Source organism: Pseudenemella bisphenolivorans, assembly GCF_051133435.1.
Lineage (GTDB): Bacteria > Actinomycetota > Actinomycetes > Propionibacteriales > Propionibacteriaceae > JAAYAO01.
Genome location: NZ_JBPGNY010000001.1, coordinates 11779 through 35314, shown reverse-complemented (window position 1 = coordinate 35314; position 23536 = coordinate 11779). Strand labels below are relative to the sequence as shown.

Annotated in this window: 22 protein-coding genes and 1 other RNA gene; 14 read left to right on the top strand and 9 right to left on the bottom strand. The window is 67.5% G+C overall.

Annotated features, from left to right (window positions below; genetic code table 11):
* Positions 1-75: 75 nt before the first annotated feature.
* From ACR4XW_RS00155 to ACR4XW_RS00140, 4 genes are read right to left on the bottom strand one after another with little or no spacing between them, the layout of a single operon-like run.
* Positions 76-750 (bottom strand): potassium channel family protein, encoded by a 675-nt coding sequence (locus ACR4XW_RS00155; RefSeq protein WP_434758488.1) that lies wholly within the window; start codon positions 748-750, stop codon positions 76-78.
* Between the two features lie 8 nt (positions 751-758).
* A complete protein-coding gene (locus ACR4XW_RS00150) occupies positions 759-2099 on the bottom strand; it encodes a TrkH family potassium uptake protein (RefSeq protein ID WP_434758487.1) in 1341 nt (446 codons plus the stop codon).
* Positions 2096-2950, bottom strand: a complete 855-nt coding sequence (locus ACR4XW_RS00145) for an HAD hydrolase family protein (RefSeq protein WP_434758486.1) — start codon at positions 2948-2950, stop codon at positions 2096-2098. Before ACR4XW_RS00145 ends, ACR4XW_RS00150 begins: the two co-directional genes overlap by 4 nt.
* On the bottom strand, positions 2947-3909 hold the full coding sequence (locus ACR4XW_RS00140) for a hypothetical protein (RefSeq protein WP_434758485.1): 963 nt from the start codon (positions 3907-3909) through the stop codon (positions 2947-2949). The genes ACR4XW_RS00145 and ACR4XW_RS00140 overlap by 4 nt, the downstream gene beginning before the upstream one ends.
* 133 nt (positions 3910-4042) lie before the next feature.
* Between ACR4XW_RS00140 and ACR4XW_RS00135 the strand changes: the two genes are divergently transcribed.
* The 5 genes from ACR4XW_RS00135 to ACR4XW_RS00115 all read left to right on the top strand — a co-directional run bounded on the left by ACR4XW_RS00135 (position 4043) and on the right by ACR4XW_RS00115 (position 8848).
* Positions 4043-5071: an AAA family ATPase gene (locus ACR4XW_RS00135; RefSeq protein ID WP_434759375.1), complete on the top strand. Its 1029-nt coding sequence runs from the start codon at positions 4043-4045 to the stop codon at positions 5069-5071.
* Positions 5072-5074: 3 nt separating this feature from the next.
* Positions 5075-6121, top strand: a complete 1047-nt coding sequence (locus tag ACR4XW_RS00130; RefSeq protein ID WP_434758484.1) for a DUF58 domain-containing protein — start codon at positions 5075-5077, stop codon at positions 6119-6121.
* Positions 6121-7080 (top strand): VWA domain-containing protein, encoded by a 960-nt coding sequence (locus tag ACR4XW_RS00125; RefSeq protein WP_434758483.1) that lies wholly within the window; start codon positions 6121-6123, stop codon positions 7078-7080. Before ACR4XW_RS00130 ends, ACR4XW_RS00125 begins: the two co-directional genes overlap by 1 nt.
* The gene (locus ACR4XW_RS00120; protein ID WP_434758482.1) at positions 7071-8030 is read left to right on the top strand and encodes a VWA domain-containing protein; all 960 of its coding nucleotides are present in this window, start codon (positions 7071-7073) and stop codon (positions 8028-8030) included. Before ACR4XW_RS00125 ends, ACR4XW_RS00120 begins: the two co-directional genes overlap by 10 nt.
* A 107-nt stretch (positions 8031-8137) precedes the next feature.
* Positions 8138-8848 carry a YggS family pyridoxal phosphate-dependent enzyme gene (locus ACR4XW_RS00115; protein ID WP_434758481.1) on the top strand — a complete coding sequence of 237 codons (711 nt, stop codon included), beginning with the start codon at positions 8138-8140 and terminating at the stop codon, positions 8846-8848.
* 34 nt (positions 8849-8882) lie between these two features.
* On the opposite strand, the gene ACR4XW_RS00110 is transcribed toward ACR4XW_RS00115, so the two are convergent.
* From ACR4XW_RS00110 to ACR4XW_RS00095, 4 genes are all read right to left on the bottom strand, one after another.
* Entirely contained in the window at positions 8883-10808 is a 1926-nt protein-coding gene (locus ACR4XW_RS00110) for an alpha/beta hydrolase family protein (protein ID WP_434758480.1), read from the bottom strand.
* Positions 10809-10813: 5 nt separating this feature from the next.
* On the bottom strand, positions 10814-11182 hold the full coding sequence (locus tag ACR4XW_RS00105; protein ID WP_434759374.1) for an FKBP-type peptidyl-prolyl cis-trans isomerase: 369 nt from the start codon (positions 11180-11182) through the stop codon (positions 10814-10816).
* A 157-nt stretch (positions 11183-11339) separates the two neighbouring features.
* Positions 11340-11708, bottom strand: a transfer-messenger RNA (tmRNA) gene (ssrA, locus tag ACR4XW_RS00100).
* A gap of 54 nt (positions 11709-11762) precedes the next feature.
* Positions 11763-12329 carry a DUF1707 domain-containing protein gene (locus tag ACR4XW_RS00095; protein WP_434758479.1) on the bottom strand — a complete coding sequence of 189 codons (567 nt, stop codon included), beginning with the start codon at positions 12327-12329 and terminating at the stop codon, positions 11763-11765.
* Positions 12330-12414: 85 nt separating this feature from the next.
* On the opposite strand from ACR4XW_RS00095, the gene ACR4XW_RS00090 reads away from it, so the two are divergent.
* The 9 genes from ACR4XW_RS00090 (at position 12415) to hpf (ending at position 21690) form a co-directional block, all read left to right on the top strand.
* A complete protein-coding gene (locus tag ACR4XW_RS00090) occupies positions 12415-12993 on the top strand; it encodes a YqgE/AlgH family protein (RefSeq protein ID WP_434758478.1) in 579 nt (192 codons plus the stop codon).
* Between the two features lie 57 nt (positions 12994-13050).
* The gene (locus ACR4XW_RS00085) at positions 13051-13731 is read left to right on the top strand and encodes a hypothetical protein (protein WP_434758477.1); all 681 of its coding nucleotides are present in this window, start codon (positions 13051-13053) and stop codon (positions 13729-13731) included.
* Positions 13732-13747: 16 nt separating this feature from the next.
* Positions 13748-15043 (top strand): hypothetical protein, encoded by a 1296-nt coding sequence (locus tag ACR4XW_RS00080; protein ID WP_434758476.1) that lies wholly within the window; start codon positions 13748-13750, stop codon positions 15041-15043.
* Positions 15044-15046: 3 nt separating this feature from the next.
* Entirely contained in the window at positions 15047-16039 is a 993-nt protein-coding gene (locus ACR4XW_RS00075; RefSeq protein ID WP_434758475.1) for a hypothetical protein, read from the top strand.
* A 123-nt stretch (positions 16040-16162) separates the two neighbouring features.
* Complete coding sequence (gene mtrA, locus ACR4XW_RS00070; RefSeq protein ID WP_434758474.1) at positions 16163-16861, top strand: MtrAB system response regulator MtrA; 699 nt, start codon at positions 16163-16165, stop codon at positions 16859-16861.
* A complete protein-coding gene (gene mtrB / locus ACR4XW_RS00065; protein WP_434758473.1) occupies positions 16861-18426 on the top strand; it encodes an MtrAB system histidine kinase MtrB in 1566 nt (521 codons plus the stop codon). The genes mtrA and mtrB overlap by 1 nt, the downstream gene beginning before the upstream one ends.
* Before the next feature lie 11 nt (positions 18427-18437).
* The gene (locus tag ACR4XW_RS00060; protein WP_434758472.1) at positions 18438-20156 is read left to right on the top strand and encodes an LpqB family beta-propeller domain-containing protein; all 1719 of its coding nucleotides are present in this window, start codon (positions 18438-18440) and stop codon (positions 20154-20156) included.
* On the top strand, positions 20156-20830 hold the full coding sequence (locus ACR4XW_RS00055; RefSeq protein ID WP_434758471.1) for a ComF family protein: 675 nt from the start codon (positions 20156-20158) through the stop codon (positions 20828-20830). Before ACR4XW_RS00060 ends, ACR4XW_RS00055 begins: the two co-directional genes overlap by 1 nt.
* Positions 20831-21033: 203 nt before the next feature.
* The gene (gene hpf / locus ACR4XW_RS00050; protein ID WP_434758470.1) at positions 21034-21690 is read left to right on the top strand and encodes a ribosome hibernation-promoting factor, HPF/YfiA family; all 657 of its coding nucleotides are present in this window, start codon (positions 21034-21036) and stop codon (positions 21688-21690) included.
* 268 nt (positions 21691-21958) lie between these two features.
* Here hpf and gnd read toward each other — a convergent pair whose 3' ends face one another.
* Complete coding sequence (gene gnd / locus ACR4XW_RS00045; RefSeq protein ID WP_434758469.1) at positions 21959-23413, bottom strand: NADP-dependent phosphogluconate dehydrogenase; 1455 nt, start codon at positions 23411-23413, stop codon at positions 21959-21961.
* Between the last annotated feature and the right edge of the window lie 123 nt (positions 23414-23536).

The following is a 23536-nucleotide window of genomic DNA, read 5'->3' as shown; positions in this document are numbered from 1 at the left end:
CGCTAGGAACCCGATGAACGTCGTTCGCAGCCAGTCTTGGTGATCGGGATCACATTCATGGCTGCATAGTCCCGCTCACAGCAGCCGGCAGAACTTCTCGACCTCACTGCGCCGACCGGAGACGATCAACTGGTCGTCCTTCTCGATCATGGTGTCGGCCTTGGCGTAGGTCACCGGAGCGCCGTCCCGTTTCACACCCACCACCGTGACATCGCATTTGCGTCGCACATCGGAGTCGGTCAGCGAACGGCCCCAGGTGAACTCGGGTGCCCGGGTGCGCGCGAAGGCGTAGTCGTCCTCCAACTCGAAGTAGTCGTAGAGGTTGCCTGCCACCGTGTGGGCCACCCGCTCACCCATCGTGCGTTCGGGGTACACCACGTGATGGGCGCCGATCCGCTCCAGGATCTGGCCGTGTTTGCGCGAGATGGCTTTCGCCCAGATGTTCGGCACACCCGCCTCCGACAGGGCCAGCACCGTCATGATCGACGCCTCGACATCGGTGCCGATCGCCACGATGACCTTCTCGAACTGGCCGGCGCCGATCTGTTCCAGGGCATCGGGGTCGGTGGCGTCGACCTGCATGGTGTGGGTGAAATCATCGGCGTACTTCTGCACCAGGGTTTCGTCCTCGTCGACCGCGAGCACCTCGTGGCCCATCTCGATCAGGGTTTCGGCGACCGAGGTGCCGAATCGGCCCAGGCCGATGATCAAGATGGTGCCGGACGCGCGACGGCTTCTGCGTGCTCGCATGGGATCTCCTAACCGACAATCGGACGTTCTTCGGGCAGGTCGTACTGATCGTGGCGACGCCGCACCGCCAGGGCCGATGCCACCGTGATCGCCCCGATGCGGCCACAGAACATCATCACCATCAGGGTAAGTTTCGCCGACGCCGGCAGGCCGGCGGTGATACCCGCCGACACACCCACGGTGCCGAAGGCGGAGATCGTTTCGAACAACACGATCGACAGGTCGTGATCGGTGACCGCCAGCAACACCGCGGTGCCGGCCGCGATCAGTGCCAGGCCGAGCAGGGCGACGGTCAGGGCCTGACGCATGGTCGGGGTGCCGATCCGGCGGTGACCGATGTGCACATGGGGTTCGCCGCGGATCTCCGACCAGATCACGAAGGCGAGCAGCAGGAAGGTGGAGATCTTGATGCCGCCGGCGGTTCCGGCCGAGCCGCCGCCGATGAACATCAGCACGTAGTACAGCGCGAAGGTGCCCTCGGAGGCATGGGCGTAGTCGATGGTGTTGAACCCGGCGGTGCGGGGGAAAACGCCGCCGGCGACCGCGTTGATGAGCTTGCCCCAGGTGTCCATCGGGCCGAGGGTGGCGGGGTTGTTCCATTCGTAGGCCCCGAACAGCACGGTGCCGATGATCAGCAGGCCGATCGTGCCGCCGACGGTCAGCCGGGCGTGCACCGACCACCGGGACGGGTGGAACAGCCGGCCGCGGCGGATCAACTCGAAGTAGACCGGAAATCCGAGGCCGCCGGCCACCACGGCCGCACACAGCGGAAAGATGATCCAGGCGTCGGCGGCGACACCGATCAGGTTGTCGGTCCACAGCGCGAAGCCGGCGTTGTTGAAGGCCGATACCGCGTGGAAGATGCCGTGCCAGATCGCCGACGGCCAGGACTGCCCGTGGCCCAGCGCGAAGCGCAGCGTCAACACCACCGCGATCACCAGCTCCGACAGCAGCATCGCGATCGCGATGCGTTGCGGCATCTTGCGGGCAGCGCCGAGGGCAGATTTCACCTGCGATTGGGCGACCAGGGTGCTGCCCAAGCCGAGTCGTCCGGTGACCGCCATGGTCAACAGGGTGGCCAGGGTCATCACCCCGAACCCGCCGACCTGGATCAGGGCGAGAATGACGATCTTGCCGAACAGAGACCATTGGGTCGCGGTGTCGACGGTGATCAGGCCGGTGACGCAGGTGGCCGACACCGAGGTGAAGGCGGCGTCCACGACCGAGGTGTGTCGTCCCGGGGCGGAGGCCACCGGCAGCGACAGCAACACCGTGCCGATCGCGATCGCTGCGAGGAAGGACCAGAAGACGACCCGCACCGGAGACCGGAATCGAGCCGGGGGTCTCATGGCAGCCAGCTGAGAATGGTCCGTCCCACTGCATCGTCGGCATTGCTGCCGATCACCGGGAATCCCAGTTCGGTCATCGTCGGGTCGTGGTCGGCCATCAGATGCGGACGACCGGCCCAGTGCAGCATCGCCAGGTCGTTCGGCATGTCCCCGAAGGCGGCCACCTCGGCCGAGTCGATGCCGAGACTCTCGGCGTAGGTCGCCAGGGTGGTGGCCTTCGAAATACCGGGGGCACTGAGCTCGAGCAGCCCGGTGGCACCACCCATCGAGTAGGTCGCGGTCACCTCGCCGCCGGCCACCTGTTCGACCACCTCGGCCATCTCGGCCGCGGTGGCGGTGGGGTGTTTGACCAGTACCTTGACGAACTCCCCGGCCGTCACCAGTTCGGACAGTTCACCCTCGACGAGGCCGGACAGGAAACGCGACACCGTGGCCCGGTCGACCGAATCGGGCACCGAGGTCAGCGACACACCCTCGAAGTACCCCGGTTCGTGGCCGAAACGGTCGTTCTGCTGAATCCCGAAGACCACCCCGGGCAGGGCGGCCCGCAGCCGCTCGGCCAGATCCAGGACCACCTCGTTCGACATCGCATGCTGCTGCAGAACCTGGCGGGTGGCGATGTCGTACAACAGCGCCCCGTTGGAGGCCACCACGACCGTGTGGGCCAGATCGAGTTCTTCCAACACCGACAACCACGACGGTGGCCGGCCGGTGGCGAACACCACATGCAGGCCGGCCTCGGCCGCCGCGCGCACCGCCTCACGGTTCAGCGGGGAGACCGCACCGGTCGGGTCCAGGAAGGTGCCGTCCAAGTCGCTGGCGATCATCCGGACGGGGGCCGAGCCGCTCACAGTCGTGACCTCGGTGACGGCTCGCCGCCGGCCGACTCGCTCGGCGATCCCGACGGACTACCCTCCGACGGTGACGGCGAACCCGACTCACTGGGGGTGGGTGATCCCGACTCGCTGGCCGAAGGGGAACCCGAATCACTCGGCGAGGGTGATCCCGAGTCGGGGGACGGCGACCCCGACTCCGGTGAGGGTGACCCCGACTCCGGCGACGGGGATGCCGAATCCGGTGAGGGGGAGGACGAATCCGGCGGGGGTGACCCGGATTGCGGTGGCGGCGATCCGGTCTGTTCCACCGGCGGTGGCGGAGCCTGCGGCGGTTCGTTGCGGAACAGCAGAATCGCGATCAGCACCGCCAGCGCGGCCAACAACAGCATCAGGATCCACGACACCAGGATGGTCACCCAGCCGGCCCGGTCGTGACGGCCCGGCCAGGGCAGCGGCCAGATCCGGGAGCGGCCCGGGTTGATCCGGTCGATCCAGTAATGCCGGTAGTCGGGCCCGGCGGCTCGGCCCTGCTGCGGCAGCAGGGCCATGGTCACCTCGGTCAGAATCTCCTCGGCGACCCGCGGTGAGCTCGTCGTCCCGTCGTGGGCCAGCGCCACCCAGGGGGCGTTGGGGGCTTCGGACGGTTCGACCGGGGCATCGTTGTCGTGCACATAGCGCCGCGCGAGGCGTCCGGTGTCCTGGCCTTGGCCGCCACGGGCGACCACCTGATCGATGTGCAACCGGTTGACCATCCCGGCCATCCGGTCACGGGCGGCGGCATCGCCGGCGGCACCCTCCGACAACAACACGACCACCAGGGGGTTCCCGATGTCGTCGTGGGCCAGATAGGAAACACCCGAGGGCTGGGCGTGCAAACGGGCATCCAGCCAGTACCCACCGACCGACGGGGGGTCTTGCGGAAGCAGCGGAAAGGCCTCCGGCTGAGGGTCGGACGGGCCTGCTTGATCGGACATCGGGATATATCTCATCACACTTGCGCGCCATGATCGCCTCTTCGGTCGCGTATCGTGGCCCGTGGCGTTTGTCCGAACGTCGCAGCACACCCAGGAGTAATGCGTAGTGAGCACCACCCAACCGACGGCCAGCATGGACACCCAGCAAGCCGCCAAGTTGCTGGGAGAAGCGATCGCCCAAGTGCAGCGGGTGATCGTCGGCCAGGAGCACATGGTCGAGCAACTGATGGTTGCCCTGCTGGCGAAGGGACACTGTTTGCTCGAAGGTGTCCCCGGCGTGGCCAAGACCCTGGCGGTTCGTTCCTTTGCGACCGTGGTGGGTGGGGAGTTCTCCCGCGTGCAGTTCACCCCCGACCTGGTGCCCAGCGACATCGTCGGTACTCGCATTTACAAGGCCTCCCAGGAGGGCTTCGACGTCGAACTGGGCCCGGTCTTCGTGAACTTCGTCCTCGCCGACGAGATCAACCGAGCCCCGGCCAAGGTGCAGTCGGCGATGCTGGAGCTGATGGCCGAGAAGCAGGTCTCCATCGGCGGTATCACCTACCCCGCACCGGAACCGTTCATCGTGATCGCCACCCAGAACCCGGTGGAATCCGAGGGTGTGTACCCGCTGCCGGAGGCCCAGCGCGACCGCTTCCTGCTCAAGGTCGACGTGCCCTACCCGCGCGGCAATGAGGAATTCGAGATTCTGCGCCGGATGAGCGTGCGTCCGCCCGAGGCCGGACGGATCCTCGACAACGACACCGTGCTGGCGCTGCAGCAGAAGGCCTCGTCGGTGTTCGTGCACAACCTGGTGGCCGAGTACATCGTGCGGCTGGTGCTGGCGACCCGCACCCCGGCCGACTTCGGGATGCCCGACCTGACCAACGTGATCTCGATCGGCTGCAGCCCCCGCGCCACCCTCGGCCTGGTGGCCGCCTCCCGGGCCCTGGCGCTGATCCACGGACGCGACTACGTGCTGCCCACCGATGTGCAGGCGGTCGCCAAGGACGTGATGGCGCACCGCCTGGTGCTCGGCTTCGACGCCGTCGCCGACAACATCGACCCGGCCCAGGTGGTGGAGCGGGTGGTGGCGATGGTGCCGCCGCCGACCCCGGTGTGGAATGCCGAACAGCGTGAGGCCAGCCAGACCCAGCACCGACACCAGCCGGGTTTCCACTGATCCATGAGCTCGCCCGACTTCGCAGCTCCCACCGCACCACAAGGGGCCCTCGCATCGGTCATCGGGCCGCCCACCGGGGCGACCCTGCCGTTGCACAAACTCGCGCCCGAAGCGGCCCTGCGCAGGCTGGAGTTGACCATCGTGCGTCGCCTGGAGGGGTTCCTGCAGGGCGACCACCTCGGCCTGCTGCCCGGCCCCGGCGCCGACAACAACGACGCCCGTCCCTACCAGGTCGGTGAGGACGATGTGCGCAAGATGGACTGGGCGGTGACCGCGCGCACCACCGTCCCGCACGTGCGCGACACGATGGCCGACCGCGAGCTCGAGGTGTGGGCCCTGCTCGACGTCACCCCGTCGATGAACTGGGGAACCGCCGGGGTCACCAAACGCGACCTGGGCATCGCCGCGATCGCCACCATCGGCTTTCTCAGCCAGAAGATGGGTGACCGCTTCGGCGGCATGATCATGCGTCCCGATCGGGTGCGCCGGCTGCCCGCCCGCTCGGGACGCACCGCCCTCTACGGTCTGCTGCGCACCATGCTGAACGAGCCGATCGTGCCCGACCACGCCGAAGGGCACCTCACCCTGGATGCCGGCATCCAGGAAATGGCCCGGATGCAACGTCGGCGCGGGCTGCGGGTGGTGGTGTCGGACTTCCTCGAACCCGGCGATTACGAACTCGACCCGAATGTGCCACCGGCCTGGGAGCGGGCGATCCGCCGACTCTCGGTGCGCAACCAGGTGATCGCGATCGAGGTCGTCGACCGGCGCGAGATCGAGTTCCCCGATGTCGGCGAGATGCTGATCCGCGACCCCGAGACCGACTTCGAGCGGTACGTCAACACCGCCGACGCCGGGGCCCGGCAACGCATGGACGCCGCTGCCGCCGCGCAGCGGGAACGGATTCGGATCGCGCTGCGGCGCGCCGGCGCCGGACACATCCAACTGCGCACCGACCGGGACTGGGTGCAGGACATCGCCCGGTTCGTCCTGGCCTACCGCCGCGTCGCCTCGATGCTGCACGCCCCGCCGCAGGGGGTGAGCCGCTGATGGAGATCGGCCTGACTCATCCCGACCGGCTGCTGTTGCTGCTGGTGATTCCGCTGCTCGTGGCCGGCTACATCTGGGCCAGCCGCAGCAAGAACCGGCGCGGGATGCGGTTCACCAACACCTCGGTGCTGGGTCGGGTGGTTCCGAAACAGGGCCAGTGGCGCCGACACCTGGCCTTCGCGGTGTCGCTGCTCAGCCTGATCTCGTTGACCGTGGCCTTCACCAAGCCCTATGCGCCGGTGCAGGTGCCCCGGGAACGGGCCACGGTGGTGGTCGTGCTGGACGTATCCCAGTCGATGGCCGCGACCGACGTGCCGCCGGATCGATTGGCCGCGGCGAAGGAGGCGATCGTCAAGTTCGTCGAGGGCCTGCCGGACAAGTACAACGTCGCGCTGCTGACCCTGTCGGGCAACCCCGGCCAGGTGATTCCGCCGACCACCAACCACGCCAGCATCCGCACCGTGATGCAGAACGTGGGCCTGCAGGACTCGACCGCCATCGGTGAGGTGCTGTACCTGGCGGTGCGCACCCTGGAGCAGGTGCCGGGCGATCCGGACAACCCGAATGCGCCCGCCCCCGGAGCCATCGTGTTGCTGAGTGATGGTGAGAACACCGCCGGACGCTCACCGATCCAGGCCGCGCACGCGGTCGAGAAGGCCGGGGTGCCGGTGTACACGATCGCTTACGGCACCGAGAACGGCTTCGTGGACCTGGACGGCGAACGACACCGGGTACCGCCCGACGAGAAACTGCTGCAGGAGATCGCCTCGATCACCGGTGGCAAGGCGTACGCGGCCGGCAGCACCTCCGACCTCAGCGAGGTCTACGACAACATCGGATCCGAAGTGGGGTACGAGAAAGTGGAACACGAGATCACCGACCGCTTCGCCGGGTTCGCGATTGTGTTCGCGGTGATCGCGGCCCTCGGCGCACTGTCCTTGGCGGCGCGATGGAACTGATGTTCATCGAGTTCCTGGCCCCGCACCGGCTCTGGCTGTTGCTGCTGGTGCCGATCCTGGCGGTGGTCTACATCGCTCTGCTGGATCGACGCCGCAAGGGCAGGGGCAGGCACAACGCCCTGGCCCTGGTGCTGCCCCAACCGCGTGGCTGGGTGCGCCATGTCGCGGTGGTGTCCGCCCTGCTCAGCCTCGTGTCGTTGACCGTCGCCTTCGCGATGCCGAAACAGGACGTCAAGGTGCCGCGGGAGCGGGCGACCATCGTCGTGGTGATCGACGTGTCCCTGTCGATGCAGGCCGAGGACGTCGAGCCGAACCGGTTGGCGGCCGCCCAGGAAGGGGCCCGGGCCTTCGTCGAATCGTTGCCCGACCAGTACAACGTCGGCCTGGTGGCCTTCGCCGGCAGCGCCACCACCCTGGTCGAACCGACCACCGAACACGGACGGGTGCTGGCATCGATCAACGACCTGCAACTCGACCGGGCCACCGCGATCGGTGAGGGGATCTACGCCGCGCTGGCCTCACTGGCCACCGTGCCACCCGACCCCGACGACCCCGACGCGGTCGTCCCGGCCCGGATCGTCCTGCTCTCGGACGGCAAGACCACCGTGGGACGGGACCCGATCGTGGCCGCCGAGGACTCCAAACGTCAGAACGTGCCCGTCTACACGATCGCCTACGGCACCGAGAACGGGTACACCGAGATCAACGGTCGCCGCGAAAGGGTGCCGGTCGAATACGAGGAACTCCAACGGGTTGCCGACGTGTCCGGCGGCAAGGCCTACCGGGCCGCCACCGCCGGTGAGCTCAAGGAGGTCTACGAGGACATCGGCTCCTCGGTCGGCTACGCCACCGAGAGCAGACAGGTCACCACCCGCTACGCCGGCCTGGGCCTGATCTTCGCCCTGGTGGCAGCCGTCGGGGTCGCTTCGATCGCCGCGCGCTGGCCATAGCCACGGTGGGCCTGCAGCAGGGGTGGCCGGGGTCGTCGGCCGTCCGTTGTGGAACTGTGAGCAATCACACCTACCCCGAACTGCACCGATCTGAGAAGCTCCCATGCATGACGCTCGCCGAGAACTTGTCGCGCGTGCAACAACGCATTGCTGATGCGTGCCTGGCCGCCGGACGCGACCCCGATGAGGTCCGGTTGTTGCCGGTGTCGAAGACGTGGCCGCCCGACCACGTCCGCCGTGTCGCCGACCTCGGGTTGGCGATGATGGCGGAGAACCGGGTACAGGAGGCCAAACGCAAGGCCCACCTACTGGCCGACGCCGGACTGCGCTGGTCGATGATCGGGCATGTTCAAACCAACAAGGCCAAGGACGTCATCGCTTTCGCCGACGAGGTGCAATCGCTGGACTCGCTGCGCCTGGCCCAGGAATTCCAGCGTCGGTTGGAGGCCTCCAACGGGCTGCGCAACAGCGGACGGCCGTTGCCGGTGTACCTGCAGGTCAACACCTCCGGTGAGCCATCGAAGTTCGGGGTCAGGCCCGACGAGACGCTCGCGGCGGCCCGGGAGTTGGTGGCTCTCGACCAGTTGCGGCCCGTCGGCCTGATGACCATCGCCGCTCAGGACCCGAGCCGGGCCCGGGAATGTTTCCGCACCCTGCGCACCCTGCGCGATCAGCTCGTTGCCGACCCCGTCGCCGCCGAGGCGGGGGAGTGGGCCGAACTGTCGATGGGCATGTCGGGTGACCTGGAGGACGCGATCGCCGAGGGGTCGACGGTGGTGCGCATCGGCCGGGCGATCTTCGGTGACCGCCTGGAATGAGCCGGGCTCACCGCAGCGCCGACAGCCGGGCCGGTTACCGGAGTTCGAGTTCGGGTACCTCGGCGGCCGGGGTGAAGCCGTAGAGCTGGCTGAGGAAGGACTCCTCGGCCTGAACCGCGGCGATCACCGACTCGGCCTTGCGGAAACCGTGCCCCTCGCCCTCGAACACCACCAGGGCATGCTGCAGGCCTGCCGCCCGGGCGGCTTCGGCCAGCGCCTCGGCCTGATTCAGCGGCACGATCTTGTCGTCGGCGCCCTGCAGCAGCAGTACCGGGGCACTGAGCCGGTCGGCGTGCAGCAGGGGGGAGCGCTCCTGATACAGGTCACGCTGCTCGGGGTAGGGCCCGATCAGTGACTCCAGATAGCGCGACTCGAACTTGTGGGTGTCGCGGGCCAGCATGGTCGGGTCGGCCACCCCGAAGCGGCTGATTCCGGCGGCGAAGAGGTTGGTGGTGCACAGTGCCTGCAGGGTGGTGAAACCCCCGGCCGATCCACCCTCGATGCTCACCCGTGCCGGATCGACCTCACCGTCGTCGATCAATTGCTGGGCCCCGCTGATGCAGTCGGATACGTCCAACACACCCCATTGGCCCCGCAACCGTTGGCGATAGTCGCGGCCGTAGCCGGTCGATCCGGAGTAGTTCACCCCCAGCACCGCGTAGCCGCGGGTCGTCCAGTACTGGGTGGTGAGGTCCAGCGAGGCCGACATGTGTCCGGTGGGTCCGCCGTGGCAGATCACTCGCAGCGGGGGCAGTTCATCGTCCGGGCCGGTGTGTCCGGGCAGGTGTGGGCGCCACAGCCAGCCGTGCACCTTGTGGCCCTGGTTGCGCCAGGTCAACGCGGTGGGCACACTAGCCGACTCCCGGGGCAACGGAACCTCGAAGCGACGCAGTACCGACCACTGCCGGTCGTCCAGATCGAGCACCACCAGCGCCGGACCACGATTGCGGTGTTGCACCAGGGCGGCGCAGCGTCCGGCACTGCCGACCAGGGCACTCACCCCGCACGCGGGGGTGTCCAGGGCGGTGAACTCGCCACTGGTCAGGTCGAGCGTGCCGATGGTGGATTGCCCGTCGGTCCACCACGAACACACCACCGTCTCGCCGTCGACCACCGCATAGGGATCCTGGCCCAACTGCCACATCGGACCACTGAAATCGGCGTCGCGGAGCAGCAGGGTGTCATGGGAGTCGTCGGTCCACCGGTGCAGATTCCAGAACCCGTCCCGGTCGGTCAGGTAGAGCAGGCCCTCACCGGGAATCCAGCGGGGATGGATCGCGGCTTCGTCATCGCCACCGGCGATCGCGAAGGGGTCGGTCACCACCGGCAGCCCCTGCGGGCCGCGGCGGAAGCCGGCCACCATGATTCGGGTGGCGTCCCAGGGCATCGACGGGTGGTCCCACTCGCACCAGGCGATCCGCTCATCGGTGGAGACCTCGGGGCTGGCGTAGAAGTCGGCCCCGGCACACAGAATCGTGCCGAAGCCGGGTTTGGCGTCCAGGTCGATCGCCACGATCGTGTTCACCGGTTCGCCGGAGACGCGATGATCTTCGCGGACAGCGACCACCAGGCGTTGCCGGCCGAGCAGGCGCAGATCGCCGTACCGTACATCGGCGCCCTCGGCGGTGATCGGACGCGGTTCATTGCCGGGTTCGAACAGCCACAACCGACCGTCGGTGATGTCGGAGATCACCGCCATGGTGCGGTGGGTGGCGTAGGCACCGCCACCGTATTCATGCACCCGGCTGCGCACATTCCACGAGCCGGGGGTGATTTCCTCGGCCACGCCGCCGCCGGTGACGTCGCGGCGCCACAAACTGGTGCGACCGCCCTCGTCCGGGCGCGATTCCAGCCACCACAGCCAACTTCCGTCCAGTTGTGGTTCGGCCGGCGTGACGATGCCGGTGAGGTCTTCGCCGGCGAGGGGGGACGGCCAGGTGCCGTACGGCAATTCGGACATCGACGTCAGCGCACGGCCACCAAATCGCACACGAAGATCAGTGTCTCACCGGGGCCGATCACATCCCCGGCACCCTGGTCGCCGTAAGCGAGATATGGGGGAATGATCAACTGCCGGCGGCCGCCGACCCGCATCCCGGTGATGCCGCGGTCCCAGCCGGTGATCACCTGGCCGGCGCCGAGGACGAAGGCCAGCGGTTGGTCGCGGTTGTAGGAGGCGTCGAATTCCTCCCCGGTGTCGTAGGAGACCCCGACGTAGTGCACCAGCACGCGCGAGCCCTTCTCGGCCTCGGGGCCGTCTCCCACGATCACATCGGTGATCTGCAGTTCATCCGGCGGCGGTCCGCCGGGAAAGTCGACGTCGGGCTTCTCGATGCTCATGGAATCAGCCTACTGAAACGAAGGCGGTTTGCGCCCGGCGGCCGGGGGTCAACCGTGACCGGGCGGCGGCACTCGAACCGCGAGGACCGAAAACAACACAGGGCCCGAATCCGCGCCACCGATGGTGGCAAGAACTCGAGCCCTGCGTGAGGGGTGGAGGTGGCGGGAATCGAACCCGCGTCCTCGTGAGGTGAACCAGGACTTCTCCGGGCGCAGCCGGTTGGGCGTTCTACTCGGCTCCTGCACTCACACCGGCAAGTTGCAGACGAGCCCAGTTCCGAAAGTGTCCCTGATGGTTCTCGGAACCAAAACCATCAGGCAAGCCTTCTGAGTTGAGGCCAGGAACCGGGGCAAAGGCGACCCCGGGCTGACCCTTCGGTCACTGCTCAGGCAGCGAGAGCGAAGTCAGTGCGACTGTTATTGGCACTTATTGGTTTCCAAGGAACATTAACGAGTTGACCTTGGCTTCTCGGCCCGCTTCCCCTGGGACTACCGTCCCAAGTCGATACCGATCACCCCCATGTTGAGTTGTCCGCACCAGTTTACCCGCCATCGCCAACCCGATGAAATCCAATTACGGCTTGACCGGTCGGAACCTGGTCAGTGCCAGCACCGGGTTGCGGAACTCGGCACCCTGCAGCGCCTTGATCCCGCCGTAGATCGTGAACACCAGCCAGCCGATGGTGACCACGGTGATCAGGATCTCCCAGCCGATGATGCCGGCGGCGATCAGCGCCAGCAGACTGAGCAACTGGAAGTTCAGTGCCTCGGCCGACTGCCTGCGGGCGTACGAACCCGGCTTGGCGATCGCCATCGTGATGATCGGCCCGATGAACGAGCTCATCAATGGCGACAGGTGCCCGGCCGCGGCCAGCAGGTCGGCGTGGCCGGGTGCCGGAGCGTTGGTCGGGCGACGGGTGGCCAACACTCGACCGTGGGGACGCGCCGGGGCGGTGAGACCGTGGAAGGCCCGGTTCAACTCGCCGCGGGTGCGGGCCTGCAGGGCGATGCCCATGCGCTGGTCGAACTCCAGCGCATCGAGGCGACCGTCGGCATAGGCGTCCTGGAGCCAGCTTTCGGCACGCTCGCGCTGCTCCTCGGTGATCAGCATCTGCTCGTTGTTTCGGCCCATAGTCATCATGTATCCAGTGTCGGTGGGCGGCGGTGGGCGGACATCAGGCATCGACCCCGATCGATCCCTGATCCGACCCCCATAAGATCGTGTCATGACCAGTCTGCCGGACTCGGAACAGTTGCTTGCCCCGGGCAAGCTGCTGGTTTCTGCGGTGGAACTGCGCGACGGGGTCTTCGACCACGCGGTGGTGTTGATGCTGGACCTCGACGTCGACGGAGCTCTGGGATTGGTACTCAACCAGGTCAATGAACTGCCCTTGGAATCGGTGCTGCCGCAATGGGTGCCGTTGGTCTCCGAACCGGCCCTGCTGTTTCGTGGCGGCCCGGTCTCGCCCGAGGGCGCGATCTGCCTGGCCAGCCCGTCCCAGCCCGACGAGCACCCACCGGGGTGGCGACCGGTCTTCGACAACATCGGGTTGTTGCACTTGGACACCCCGGTGGAGATCGTCGAGGGTGCCTACGACGACATGCGCATCTTCGCCGGCTATGCCGGGTGGGGGCCGGGGCAGTTGCAGAACGAACTCCTGGCCGGGATGTGGCACATCTGCGAGGTCGCCTACGACGACGTTTTCGGACGGGACCAGCGCCAACTGTGGCGCCGGGTGCTGCGCCGCCAAGCGGGCGAGTTGGCGTGGTTCGCGACCTGGCCCGATGATCCCGATCTGAACTGAGGGGCTGACCCCGACGTCTGCCAAACTCGAACGCGATCTCCACCCACCAGGAGGACCATGTCCGGTTGGCCCAGTGATGACCACGATGACCTCGACCCGACCGCTGCCCTGAGCGGCTCCTACGAGGAACCCGAATACACCGAGGAAGGCGGCGAGCCCGAAGGGGAGCCCTTCGTCGATGATTCCGAATCGGTGAAGGTATGGGTCGACGAGGACGGGCTGCTGGTGAAGGTGTACTTGTCCAATCGGTGGCGGGAACGGTCCAAGGATCCACTGGCCGAGCGCTTCCAGAAGGCCCTCGGTCAGGCTCAGGCCAACATCGAGAAACCGCGGCCGCTGCCGACCTCGGATCTTCCGGGTCGCCAACCCGGGGCCGAGATTCCTTTGGACACCGTGGTGCGCCGGTTGTTGGAGTTGGCCGAACGGCGACGCCAGTTGAAGCAGAAGCCCGCCGACCAGGTGCGGCGCAGTTCGTGGACCGGCACGGTGGGTACCGGCACCAGCGCTGATCACAAGGTGGAAGTGGTGCTGGATCGGGATCGGCGCACCGAGCGGTTGACCATCGACGACGCGTGGGCGCGCACGGCGCGTGCCGAGAAGATCACCGAAGCAGTGTTGGAGGCACACCGGGCCGCTTACGAGGCTCACGTGCCGGGGGAGTACACGGTGGGTGAGTTCGGTGAGTTGGCTCAGGAAGCAGCCGCGCTCGCCAACGAGTTGATGCCCCGAACGAAATGACGGTTGAGAGGACACCATGAGTGATGCGGCCCAGCCACGCAAGCGGGTTGTCGAATCCGGCTACGTCGGCGTCGGCGCGGACAGCAACGACGAACTGGACGACCTCGACCTGTACGAGGCCCTGATCAACCCGCACGACCAAAGCGGTGAGGGCAAGGGCGCTGGACGCGGTGGCCCGATGATGATGCCGCCGATGGGTATGGCCGGTGGTGGCGCCGGAGCCGGCGCCGGCGGGATGCCCGGTGGAATTGCCGGTCGGCAGATGGCCGGCGGCGGTATCGGCGGCATGGCCGGTGGCCCCGGTGCCGGCCCGGGTGCTGGCCCTGCCGGTGGCGGGATGCCCGGTACGGGTACCGGACCCGCCGGTGGCGGCATTCCCGGTGGTTTCGCCGGGGCCGGCGGTGGTGGCGGAACCATGGCCGCGGGCATCGGTGACGGTGGTCTGGGTGGCGGCTCGGCGCCCGGCGGTGGTTATACGCCGCCCGGCGGTGGCGGCAACCCCGGAATCGACCCTCCCGGTGGCTCCCGACCGCCGATCGCCGACCCGCCGAAGGTGGATGTGCCGGAACGGCCCGGACCGCCGAGGGTGGATCCACCGAGGGCGGACCCGCCGAAGTACGACCCGCCGGAGCGGCCCGGTCCGCCTCCGGGAGGCGACCCGCCGGGGCCGCCGAAGCCCGGTCCGCCGGGGGTGGACCCGCCGAAGACCGATCCGCCCAAGACCGACCTGCCCAAGACGGATCCGCCCGGAGGTATGCCTCCTCCCGGTGGCGGAGGACCTCCTGGTGGCAGCATGCCTCCTCCCGGTGGCGGTGGGCCTCCCGGTGGTGGGATGCCGCCCGGCGGCGGTGCTCCCGGTGGTGGAATGCCGCCCGGCGGCGGTGCTCCCGGCGGGCCCGGTGCGCCCGGTGGGCCACCGACCGCCGAGCAGTTGGAGGTTTCGGTCAAGGCACTGCGCACCGAAGCCCAGTTGTGGGAGGACATGGCCGACGAGTATCAAAAGCTCGCCGGTGATGAGGAGTCCCTGTTCATCGAGACCGAGTCCTTCGGCTGGCTCGGCAACTGTGACGCCTCGCCGGGCCTGGCCACGGCTTACCACAAGCTGCACGGCAACGTCTTCGACTGCTTGGGCCTGGCCGAGAAGGAGTTCCGCGCGATCGCCAAGACTCTGCGCACCAACGCCGACAAGTACGACGAGACCGAGGAATCCAACGAGGATGCGAGCAGCAAGGTGACTGCGGAAACCAATCAGACTCCGACCACCACCCGCCCACCCGGCAGTGGCGGTCCCCACGCTCAGCAGGCGGTGTGATCCATGCCCGAGTACACGATGAATCAGTGGGACAGCTTTGTCGGCGAATTGGACGGTGCCTTCGAGGAGCTGGCCGGGTCGTTCGGCACCGTGGTGGAGACCGACAATGACAACATGCCGTGGTACGTGGCTTTCTGGGAGTGGGCCAACATGATCAAGGTGGAAGGTGGCGCTGTCACCGGAACCTCGTTCACGTGGCGTTCCGATTGGATATCGCATATGACCGGCCAGCTCAACGCTGCCAATGGGCACATGAAGGAAAAGTGGCAAGCAGAGTTCGACGGCTTCAAGCGGATTCCGAAGTTCCTGTACGAGCAGTCCGAGAAGTGGTCGGATTTGGTTCCGAAGCTGCAAACCGCGGACGAGGAACTGCGGTCCAGCACCACCAACCAGAACTGGGTGGGCGCCGGAGCCGAGGCCTATTTCGAGACCCAGCCCAAGCAGCTCAACGCGATCGCGGACATGGCGCAGATGGCCAACAACGCGGCCACCCAACTGCGCAGTTCGGCCGAAGTGATGGCGGGCCAGTACGCCTGGGCTCTGGCCAGCGTTCAACAGTTGACCAATGCGGTTGACGACATCGACGGGGGCATGTACCCGCGCAGCACGTCCTTGGCATACTGGCTGTTGGATTTCGCCGAAGTCCTCGAAGAGGTGGCCAGCGGTATTGGGCAGTCGTGGAACTCCGCGATGCAAACCCCGGTCACGACGATGGGTGACTACGCCTCGCAGAACAACGAGTTGAAGCAACCGGACACGTGGCCCAAGGCCGCGAACCTCGATGGTGACTTCGACCCGATCGCGCCGCAACCCGGTATGCCCGGGGGTCAGCCCCCCGGCGCACCACCGATGCCGGGGCCTCCTCCGGGGACGACCCCTCCGCCGACCCAGCCCACCGTGGAGGTTCCCGGGGGCGGACCGGGCGGAGCGGGAGGGCCGTTGGATCTGGAAGCGGCCGACGGACACAAGGACTCCGGCTCGGCTTCGAGCAGGTAGTTCCCCGATCAACCCGCACTGTGACGCGCCGAGCCGGCTCAGCACCGGTTCGGCGCGTCTGTGCGTACCATGGCGCTGGGAATGGTCGGGTTCCTGCCCGGCACATGCACGACAGGGGGAGTAGTGGTCGACAATCAGCGAGCACGCATTCTGGTCGTCGATGACGATGCCGCGCTGGCCGAGATGCTGCAGTTGGTACTGCACCAGGAAGGCTTCGAGCCGACCTGGTGTTCTCGGGGTGACACCGCCCTCCAGGCGTTCCGGGATTCCCGGCCCGACCTGGTGCTGCTGGACGTGATGTTGCCCGGCAAGGACGGGGTGGACGTCTGCCGTGAGATCCGCACCGAATCCGGGGTGCCGATCATCATGTTGACCGCCAAGTCGGACACCACCGATGTGGTGGAGGGCCTCGAGGCGGGCGCCGATGACTACGTCCCCAAACCCTTCAAGGCCAAGGAACTGATCGCCCGGGTACGTACCCGGCTGCGTCGGCTGCCGTCGGACGAGGTATCGGACGAGCTGCGGATCGGTGACCTGGCGATCAGCGTGTCGGCCCACACCGTCACCCGCGGCAGCACCGAGATCTCGCTGACCCCGTTGGAGTTCGACCTGCTGTTGGCGTTGGCTCGACGTCCGCGTCAGGTGTTCAGTCGTGAGCAACTGCTGGAACAGGTGTGGGGTTACCGTCACGCCGCCGACACCCGATTGGTCAATGTTCACGTCCAGCGGCTGCGGTCGAAGATCGAGCGTGACCCCGAACACCCCGAGATCGTGATCACGGTGCGTGGAGTGGGCTACAAGGCCGGCGAACTGAGCAACTGATGTCGCGCTTACTGCGCGTTTTCGGCACCCCGATCCGCGTCTGGCGGGGCTCCCTGCCACTGCGCGTGGTCGCCTCCACCCTGGTGGCATCCGTGGTGGTGCTCGGGATGGGTGGCTGGTTGTTGCTGCAACAGGTCACCAGCGGTGTGCTCGACACCAAACAGCGCACCGCCCTGGCCGAGGCATCGGTGGCCTACGAACAGGCCCAGCGGCAGTTGACCGCGGCCAACGCCTCGGGCACCAACGCCAATGAGATGCTCACCCAGTTGGCCTTCGAAGTGGCCAACCGCGGGTCGGTCACCGACCAGTACCAAGTGGTGGTGCAGGGCCCGGTCTCCGACATTCGTTCCGGCAGTATCGAGGCCGAGAGCGTCCCCGAATCGCTGCGTCGCACCGTCAGTGAGGAAGAGAACCTGTGGGTCACCCCGACCCGGGTGATGTACACCGACGGCACCAGCGAACCCGGCTATGCCGTTGGCGGATCGTTGTTCGCCCCCGGTGCCGGCCGCTACCAGATCTACTTCATCTTTCCGCTCACCGATGAACTGCGCACCCTGGAGGTGATGCAGCGGGCGGCGCTGACCACCGGCGCGGTGATGGTGATCGCTCTGGCGTTGGTCTCGGCGATCGTGGCCCGTCAGGTGGTGTTGCCGGTGCGCCGGGCCCGTTTGGCCGCCGAACGGCTGGCCTCGGGCGAACTGGGGGCCCGGATGGAGGTGCACGGCACCGACGACCTCGCCAGCCTCGGCATGTCGATGAACCGGATGGCCACCGAACTGCAGGGTCAGATCACCCAGTTGGAAGACCTGTCGCGGGTGCAGCAGCGGTTCGTCTCCGACGTCTCCCACGAACTGCGCACACCACTGACCACCGTGCGGATGGCCTCGGAGATGCTGTATGACTCCCGCGAGGATTTTCCACCGTTGATGGCCCGGTCGGCCGAACTGCTGCACGACGAGGTGGAGCGCTTCCAGTCGCTGCTGGACGATCTGCTGGAGATCAGCCGCTTCGACGCCGGTGCGGCGGTGCTGTCGACCGAGGAGATCGACCTGGCCGACCTGACCCAGACCGAGATCGACGCCCTGTCGGGGGTGGCCGAACGACAGAACACCCCGATCAGCCTGCACGTCACCGGCCCGGTCACCGCCGAGGTCGACCCCCGGCGGGTGCGGCGCATCCTGCGCAACCTGATCAGCAACGCCATCGAACACGGCGAACAACAGCCGATCGACGTCTACATCGCCGGCGACGCCAAGGGCGTGGCGATCGCGGTGCGCGACCACGGGGTCGGATTCCAGGCCAACCAGGTCACCCACGTCTTCCACCGCTTCTGGCGTGGGGACACCGCCCGGGCCCGCACCCTGGGCGGCTCCGGGCTGGGCCTGGCGATCTCGATGGAGGATGCCCGGCTGCACGGCGGCTGGCTCAACGCCTGGGGGCGTCCCGGCCAGGGTGCCCAGTTCAGGTTGACCTTGCCCCGCAAACAGGGGGCGATCGTGGAGGTGTCGCCGCTGCCGGTGATGCCCCGCGACTATCAACCCCACCTCGATGGGAGTGGGCAGTGAAACGTTGCCGGATGTTCGCGGTACTGCTGATGCTGATCGGGTTGATCGGCACCGGCTGTATCTCGGTGCCCACCTCCGGGCCGGTCGTCCCCGGTGGCACGCCGGGCCCGGCCGAACCCGAGAATGTCGAGATCGCCCCCGAACCACCGGCCCCCGGGGCGAGCCCGACCACGATCGTGGAGGGCTACCTGCACGCGATGGCCAGTTACCGCGGTGGCTACGACGTGGCCCGCCAGTACCTCACCGGACGGGCGAGCGCGGAGTGGCGTCCCGAAGCCGGGGTGCAGATCTATGCCGACGGTTACCCGATCGTCGCCACCGAAGAAACCGTGCGGTTGCGGGCACCCAAGATCGGTTCGGTGGCCGCCGACGGGGGATACCGCACCTCGTCCGATTCGATCGACGTCGATTTCGGGCTGGTCCAGGTCGATGGCGAATGGCGGATCGACACCCCACCGCAGGGCTTGTTGATTCCGGAGTACCTGTTCAAGCGCTTCCACCAGCGGGTCGACCTGTACTTCTTCGACCCCTCCTACAACACCCTGGTGCCTGACCCGATCTATCTGCCCACCGGTAGCCCGACCACCTCGGTGATCCGACGACTGTTGGCCGGGCCCACCAAGTGGTTGTCACCGGTGGTGGTGACCGCGATCCCGAACGGCACCGAACTCAACGTCGCCGCCCCGGTGGACGAGTCCGGGGTGGTCGAGGTGTCGTTGTCGGAATCGATCGGACGGCTGGACGAGAACGGTCGCAGCCGGCTGGCCGCCCAGATCACCTGGACCCTGGGCCAACTGTCGCCGAACATCACCGGGGTGCGGATCCTGAACTCCGGGCAGGCCTTCGCGATCCGGGAACAGAACGAGGACGGCGTGGTGCCGATCGACGCCTATCAGGTGCTGGACCCGATCCCGCGAGGCCAGCGTGCCGACCTGTACGGCAGCGACGACGTCGGCGTGGGGCGGGTCACCGAAACCGACGGGCAAGCCCGCTTGGAGCCGGTGACCGGACCGGCCGGCAGTATCGGCCACCTCGACACCATGGGGGTCAGCCTGCTCGGCGACTACGTGGCGATGGTCAGCGACGACGGCACCGTCCTCCGCTCGGCCCCACTGGCCGAAGGAGAGGTGACCACCCTGCTGACCGGGGTCAGTGGGCTGGGCCGCCCCCAGTACACCCGGTTCAACGAACTGTGGGTGTTGGCCGAGGTGGAGGGCCAACAACACGTGGTGGTCTTCGTCGACGGCGAACAACAGTTGGTCGACATCTCGAAGCTGGGTTACGTCAAACGCATTCGGATCTCACCCGACGGCCTGCGCGCAGCGGTGGTGCGGCAGGCCAACAACGGTGGCGACGAACTGCTCATCGGCCGGATCACCCGCACCGACCGGGTGCTGCTGGACGGGTGGCAAACGCTGCCGTTCACCGTGACCAAATCGCAGGTGCAGATCGCCGACGTCGGCTGGACCAACCCGACCATGATGATGGTGCTGGTCGCCGAGGGCACCGACGTGCCGGCCAAGCCCTACACCCTGGATCAGGCCGGGGCCACCTGGCAGTTGGTCGGCCAGCCGGACAACTGGAATGCGGTGGCCCTGGCCACCTCACCCCGAGGCGCTGAACCGCGGGTGATGATGCTGGCCTCCGACGGCACGGTGTGGCGGTTCGAGGAACAGTTCCGCTGGCCGAGGATGCTCGAGGGTCTGAGCGCGATCGCCTATCCGGGCTGATGCAGGCACCCGCGTGGTGGCAGGCCGCCACCGATCTGATCCTCGGTGCGACCTGCCCCGGGTGTAACCGCCCCGGCGCGGGATTGTGCCCGAACTGCCGGGCCGAACTCGCTGCCCGCGGGGTGCGAACCATCGACCATGCTGCGCTGCCGGTGTACTCCGCCGGCAGCTATGACCGGACGGCCCGGAGAGTGCTCGAGGCCTGGAAGGAACGACAGGCCTGGGGATTGCGCCGGGTGTTGGGGGAGCGGCTGGTGCTGGCCACAGCGGCCGCACTGTTGGCCGCCGACCTGCCCGGCCGATGGTGGTTGGTGCCGATGCCGTCCACGCGCCGGGCGGTGCGCCGACGCGGCATGGACGTGACCGCCGTCCTGGCCGGCGAAGCCGTCCGGCAGTTGCGCCGTGCCGGGGTGAACGCAGGGGTCTGGCGAGCACTTGCCGGGCACGGCCGGTTGCGCGATCAGGCCGGGCTGGGCGTGGCCGATCGGCAACGCAATGTGGCCGGGGCGTTCGGGCTGTGCGGCTCGGTACGGGAAGGCCGGGTGCTGTTGGTCGACGACATCGTCACCACCGGCGCGACCCTGGCCGAGGCACACCGGGTACTCACCGCCGCAGGGGTCCCGGTGGTTGCGGCTGCGGTGATCGCCGACACCCCACGTCGCGGTCGCGGTTGAGGTTTTCGTCGCTTTTTTGCGGTTCCCGGAAGGTGATGGACGCCGGTCGAAGGGCAAACACGCGGTGGGCAGGGGGTGACGTCCCGGTGAATCAAGTCCGTACTAAAGTTGTTGCATGGCGCAGCCGATCAGCTTCCAACGACCATTGGTCGACCGGGAGCGGGGGCTGCGCCGTTTGTTGCTACGACCCCATGGAGGTTGAGATGGACGTTCTCGTGACCGGTCGCCACTGCACCGTGTCGGACGAGTTCCGCGATCACGTGATGGAGAAGATCAGCAAGGTGGAACGCCTGCGTGATCGGGTAATCCGGATCGAGGTGCAAGTGTCCGCGTACGGCAACAAGCGGAACCCCGATGAAGGTTCCCGGGTTGAAATCACACTGCACAGCAAGGGCCCGCTGGTGCGGGCCGAAGCCACCGCCGATGACAAGATGGCCGCCTTCGAGCATGCGATGGACCGGCTGCGCACCCAGTTGCGCCGGGCCGCCGACCGCCGCAAGGTACACCGCGGGCAGCGTTCCCCGCAGGGTCTGCGTCAGGCCACCGCCGCGCTGCCCGACCTGCCGCTCGAACCGTCACCGGAACCCCACGATGAGGAGGAGAACGGCAAGCGCAACGTTGCCGGTATCGAGGTGGAGGGCGACGGGCCCCTGGTGGTGCGGGAGAAGACCTTCCCGCAGGTGCCGATGACGCTGGCCCAGGCGCTGGACCAGATGGAACTGGTCGGCCACGACTTTTACCTCTTCCACGACGCCGACACCGGTCTGGCCAGTTGCGCCTACAAGCGCAAGGGATACACCTACGGTGTGATCCGGCTCGACCCGGAGGCCACCACGGAGACGAACTCCGAAGCCAGCTGACCCACCGGTGTCACCGAGGGCCGGTTCCCCGAGCGGGGGCCGGCCCTCGAGCATGTCCGGGCGGGGCCGGCCTTCGATCATGTCCTGGCGCCGGCTGCTGCAAGGTGCCTGATTCTGGGCCACAAAGCCGTATACGTGGATGGCGGGCCGAGAACGGGCCAGTTGCAGCTGGCCGGGGACGTGCCAGGACCGCCGAACCGGCGGTGTGGTGGCCGAATCGCTGGTTCGGAAGCCGGCGCGGCGCCGGTACCGGGTTGGGGCCGAGGCCTCAGCTGATCCGGGTCTCGGAGCGGTCGGTGACCCACTCGGTGTGGAAGGTGCCCTCGTCGTCGATCCGCTGGTAGGTGTGCGCGCCGAAGTAGTCACGCTGGCCCTGGATCAACGCGGCCGGCAACCGCTCGGCCCGCACCGTGTCGTAGTAGCCCAGTGCGGCGGCGAAGCCCGGCACCGGAACCCCGGCCGCGACCGCACGCGCCACGGTGCGCCGCCACCCGTCCTGAGCCTCGTTGAAGCCGTCGACGATCGAGGGGGCCTCCAGCAGGGTGGTCAGGTTACCGGCGGCGTACTCGGAGCGGATCCGTTCCAGCAGCCGGGCCCGGATGATGCAACCGGCCCGCCAGATCTTGGCCACTTCGGCGACGTTGATCTCCCAGCCGTATTCGTTGGCGCCGATCCGGATCTCGTCCAGGCCCTGGGCGTACGCCACCACCTTCGAGGCCCACAGGGCCTGGCGGACGTCGTCGATCAACCGGGCCCGGTCGTCGGCTTCGATGCGACGTTCGGGGCCGTGCAGCGCAGCCTGGGCGGCGGCGCGCAGTTCGGGGTCGGAGGAGGCTGATCGGGCGAAGACCGACTCACCGATGGTGTTGACCGGTACCCCCAGTTCGAGGGCGATCTGCACTGTCCACCGGCCGGTGCCCTTCTGACCGGCCCGGTCGAGAATCACGTCCACCAGGGGCTTGCCGGTGCGTTCATCGACCTGGCGCAGCACCTCGGCGGTGATTTCGATCAGGAAGGAATCCAGGTCGCCGGTGTTCCATTCGGCGAAGACGTCGGCGATCTCGGGCACGCTGAGCCCGGCACCGCGCAGCACGTCGTAGGCCTCCGCGATGAACTGCATGTCGGCGTACTCGATGCCGTTGTGCACCATCTTGACGAAATGTCCGGCCCCGTCGGTGCCGATGTAGGTGCAGCAGGGCTCGTTGTCGTACTGGGCGGCGATCGTCTCCAACAGCGGGCCGAGCGCGGCATAGGACTCCGGCGAACCGCCGGGCATGATCGACGGACCGTTCAGCGCACCTTCCTCACCACCTGAGATACCGGCGCCGACGAAGTGCAGGTTCTTCTCGCGCAAGTACTTCTCGCGGCGCCGGGTGTCCTCGTAGTGGGCGTTGCCGCCGTCGACGACGATGTCGCCGTCCTCCAAGTGCGGCAGCAGCGATTCGATGGTGGCGTCGGTGGCTGCACCGGCCTGCACCATGATCACGATCCGGCGGGGACGCTCCAGCGAGGCGACGAATTCCTCGACCGTCGCGGTCGGACGCAGATCGCCGTCGCCGCCGTGTTCGGCCATCACCGCATCGGTCTTGGCCTGGGTGCGGTTGAACAGGGCCACTGCATAACCGTGGCGGGCGAAGTTACGGGCCAGATTCGAGCCCATCACCGCCATCCCCATCACGCCGACATCGGCGAGCTTCGAGGTGCGGGTATCGGCCTGCGTCATGGGGTCTCCTTGGCTGCGAGAGGTTCGGGGTCAGTTTGCCGGGTTGGCACATCGTCCGTCCATCCGGGGTCGCATTGGCAGGAGACCGTCGTCCCAGCCCTTGCGGCGACGTCCCGGTCCAGT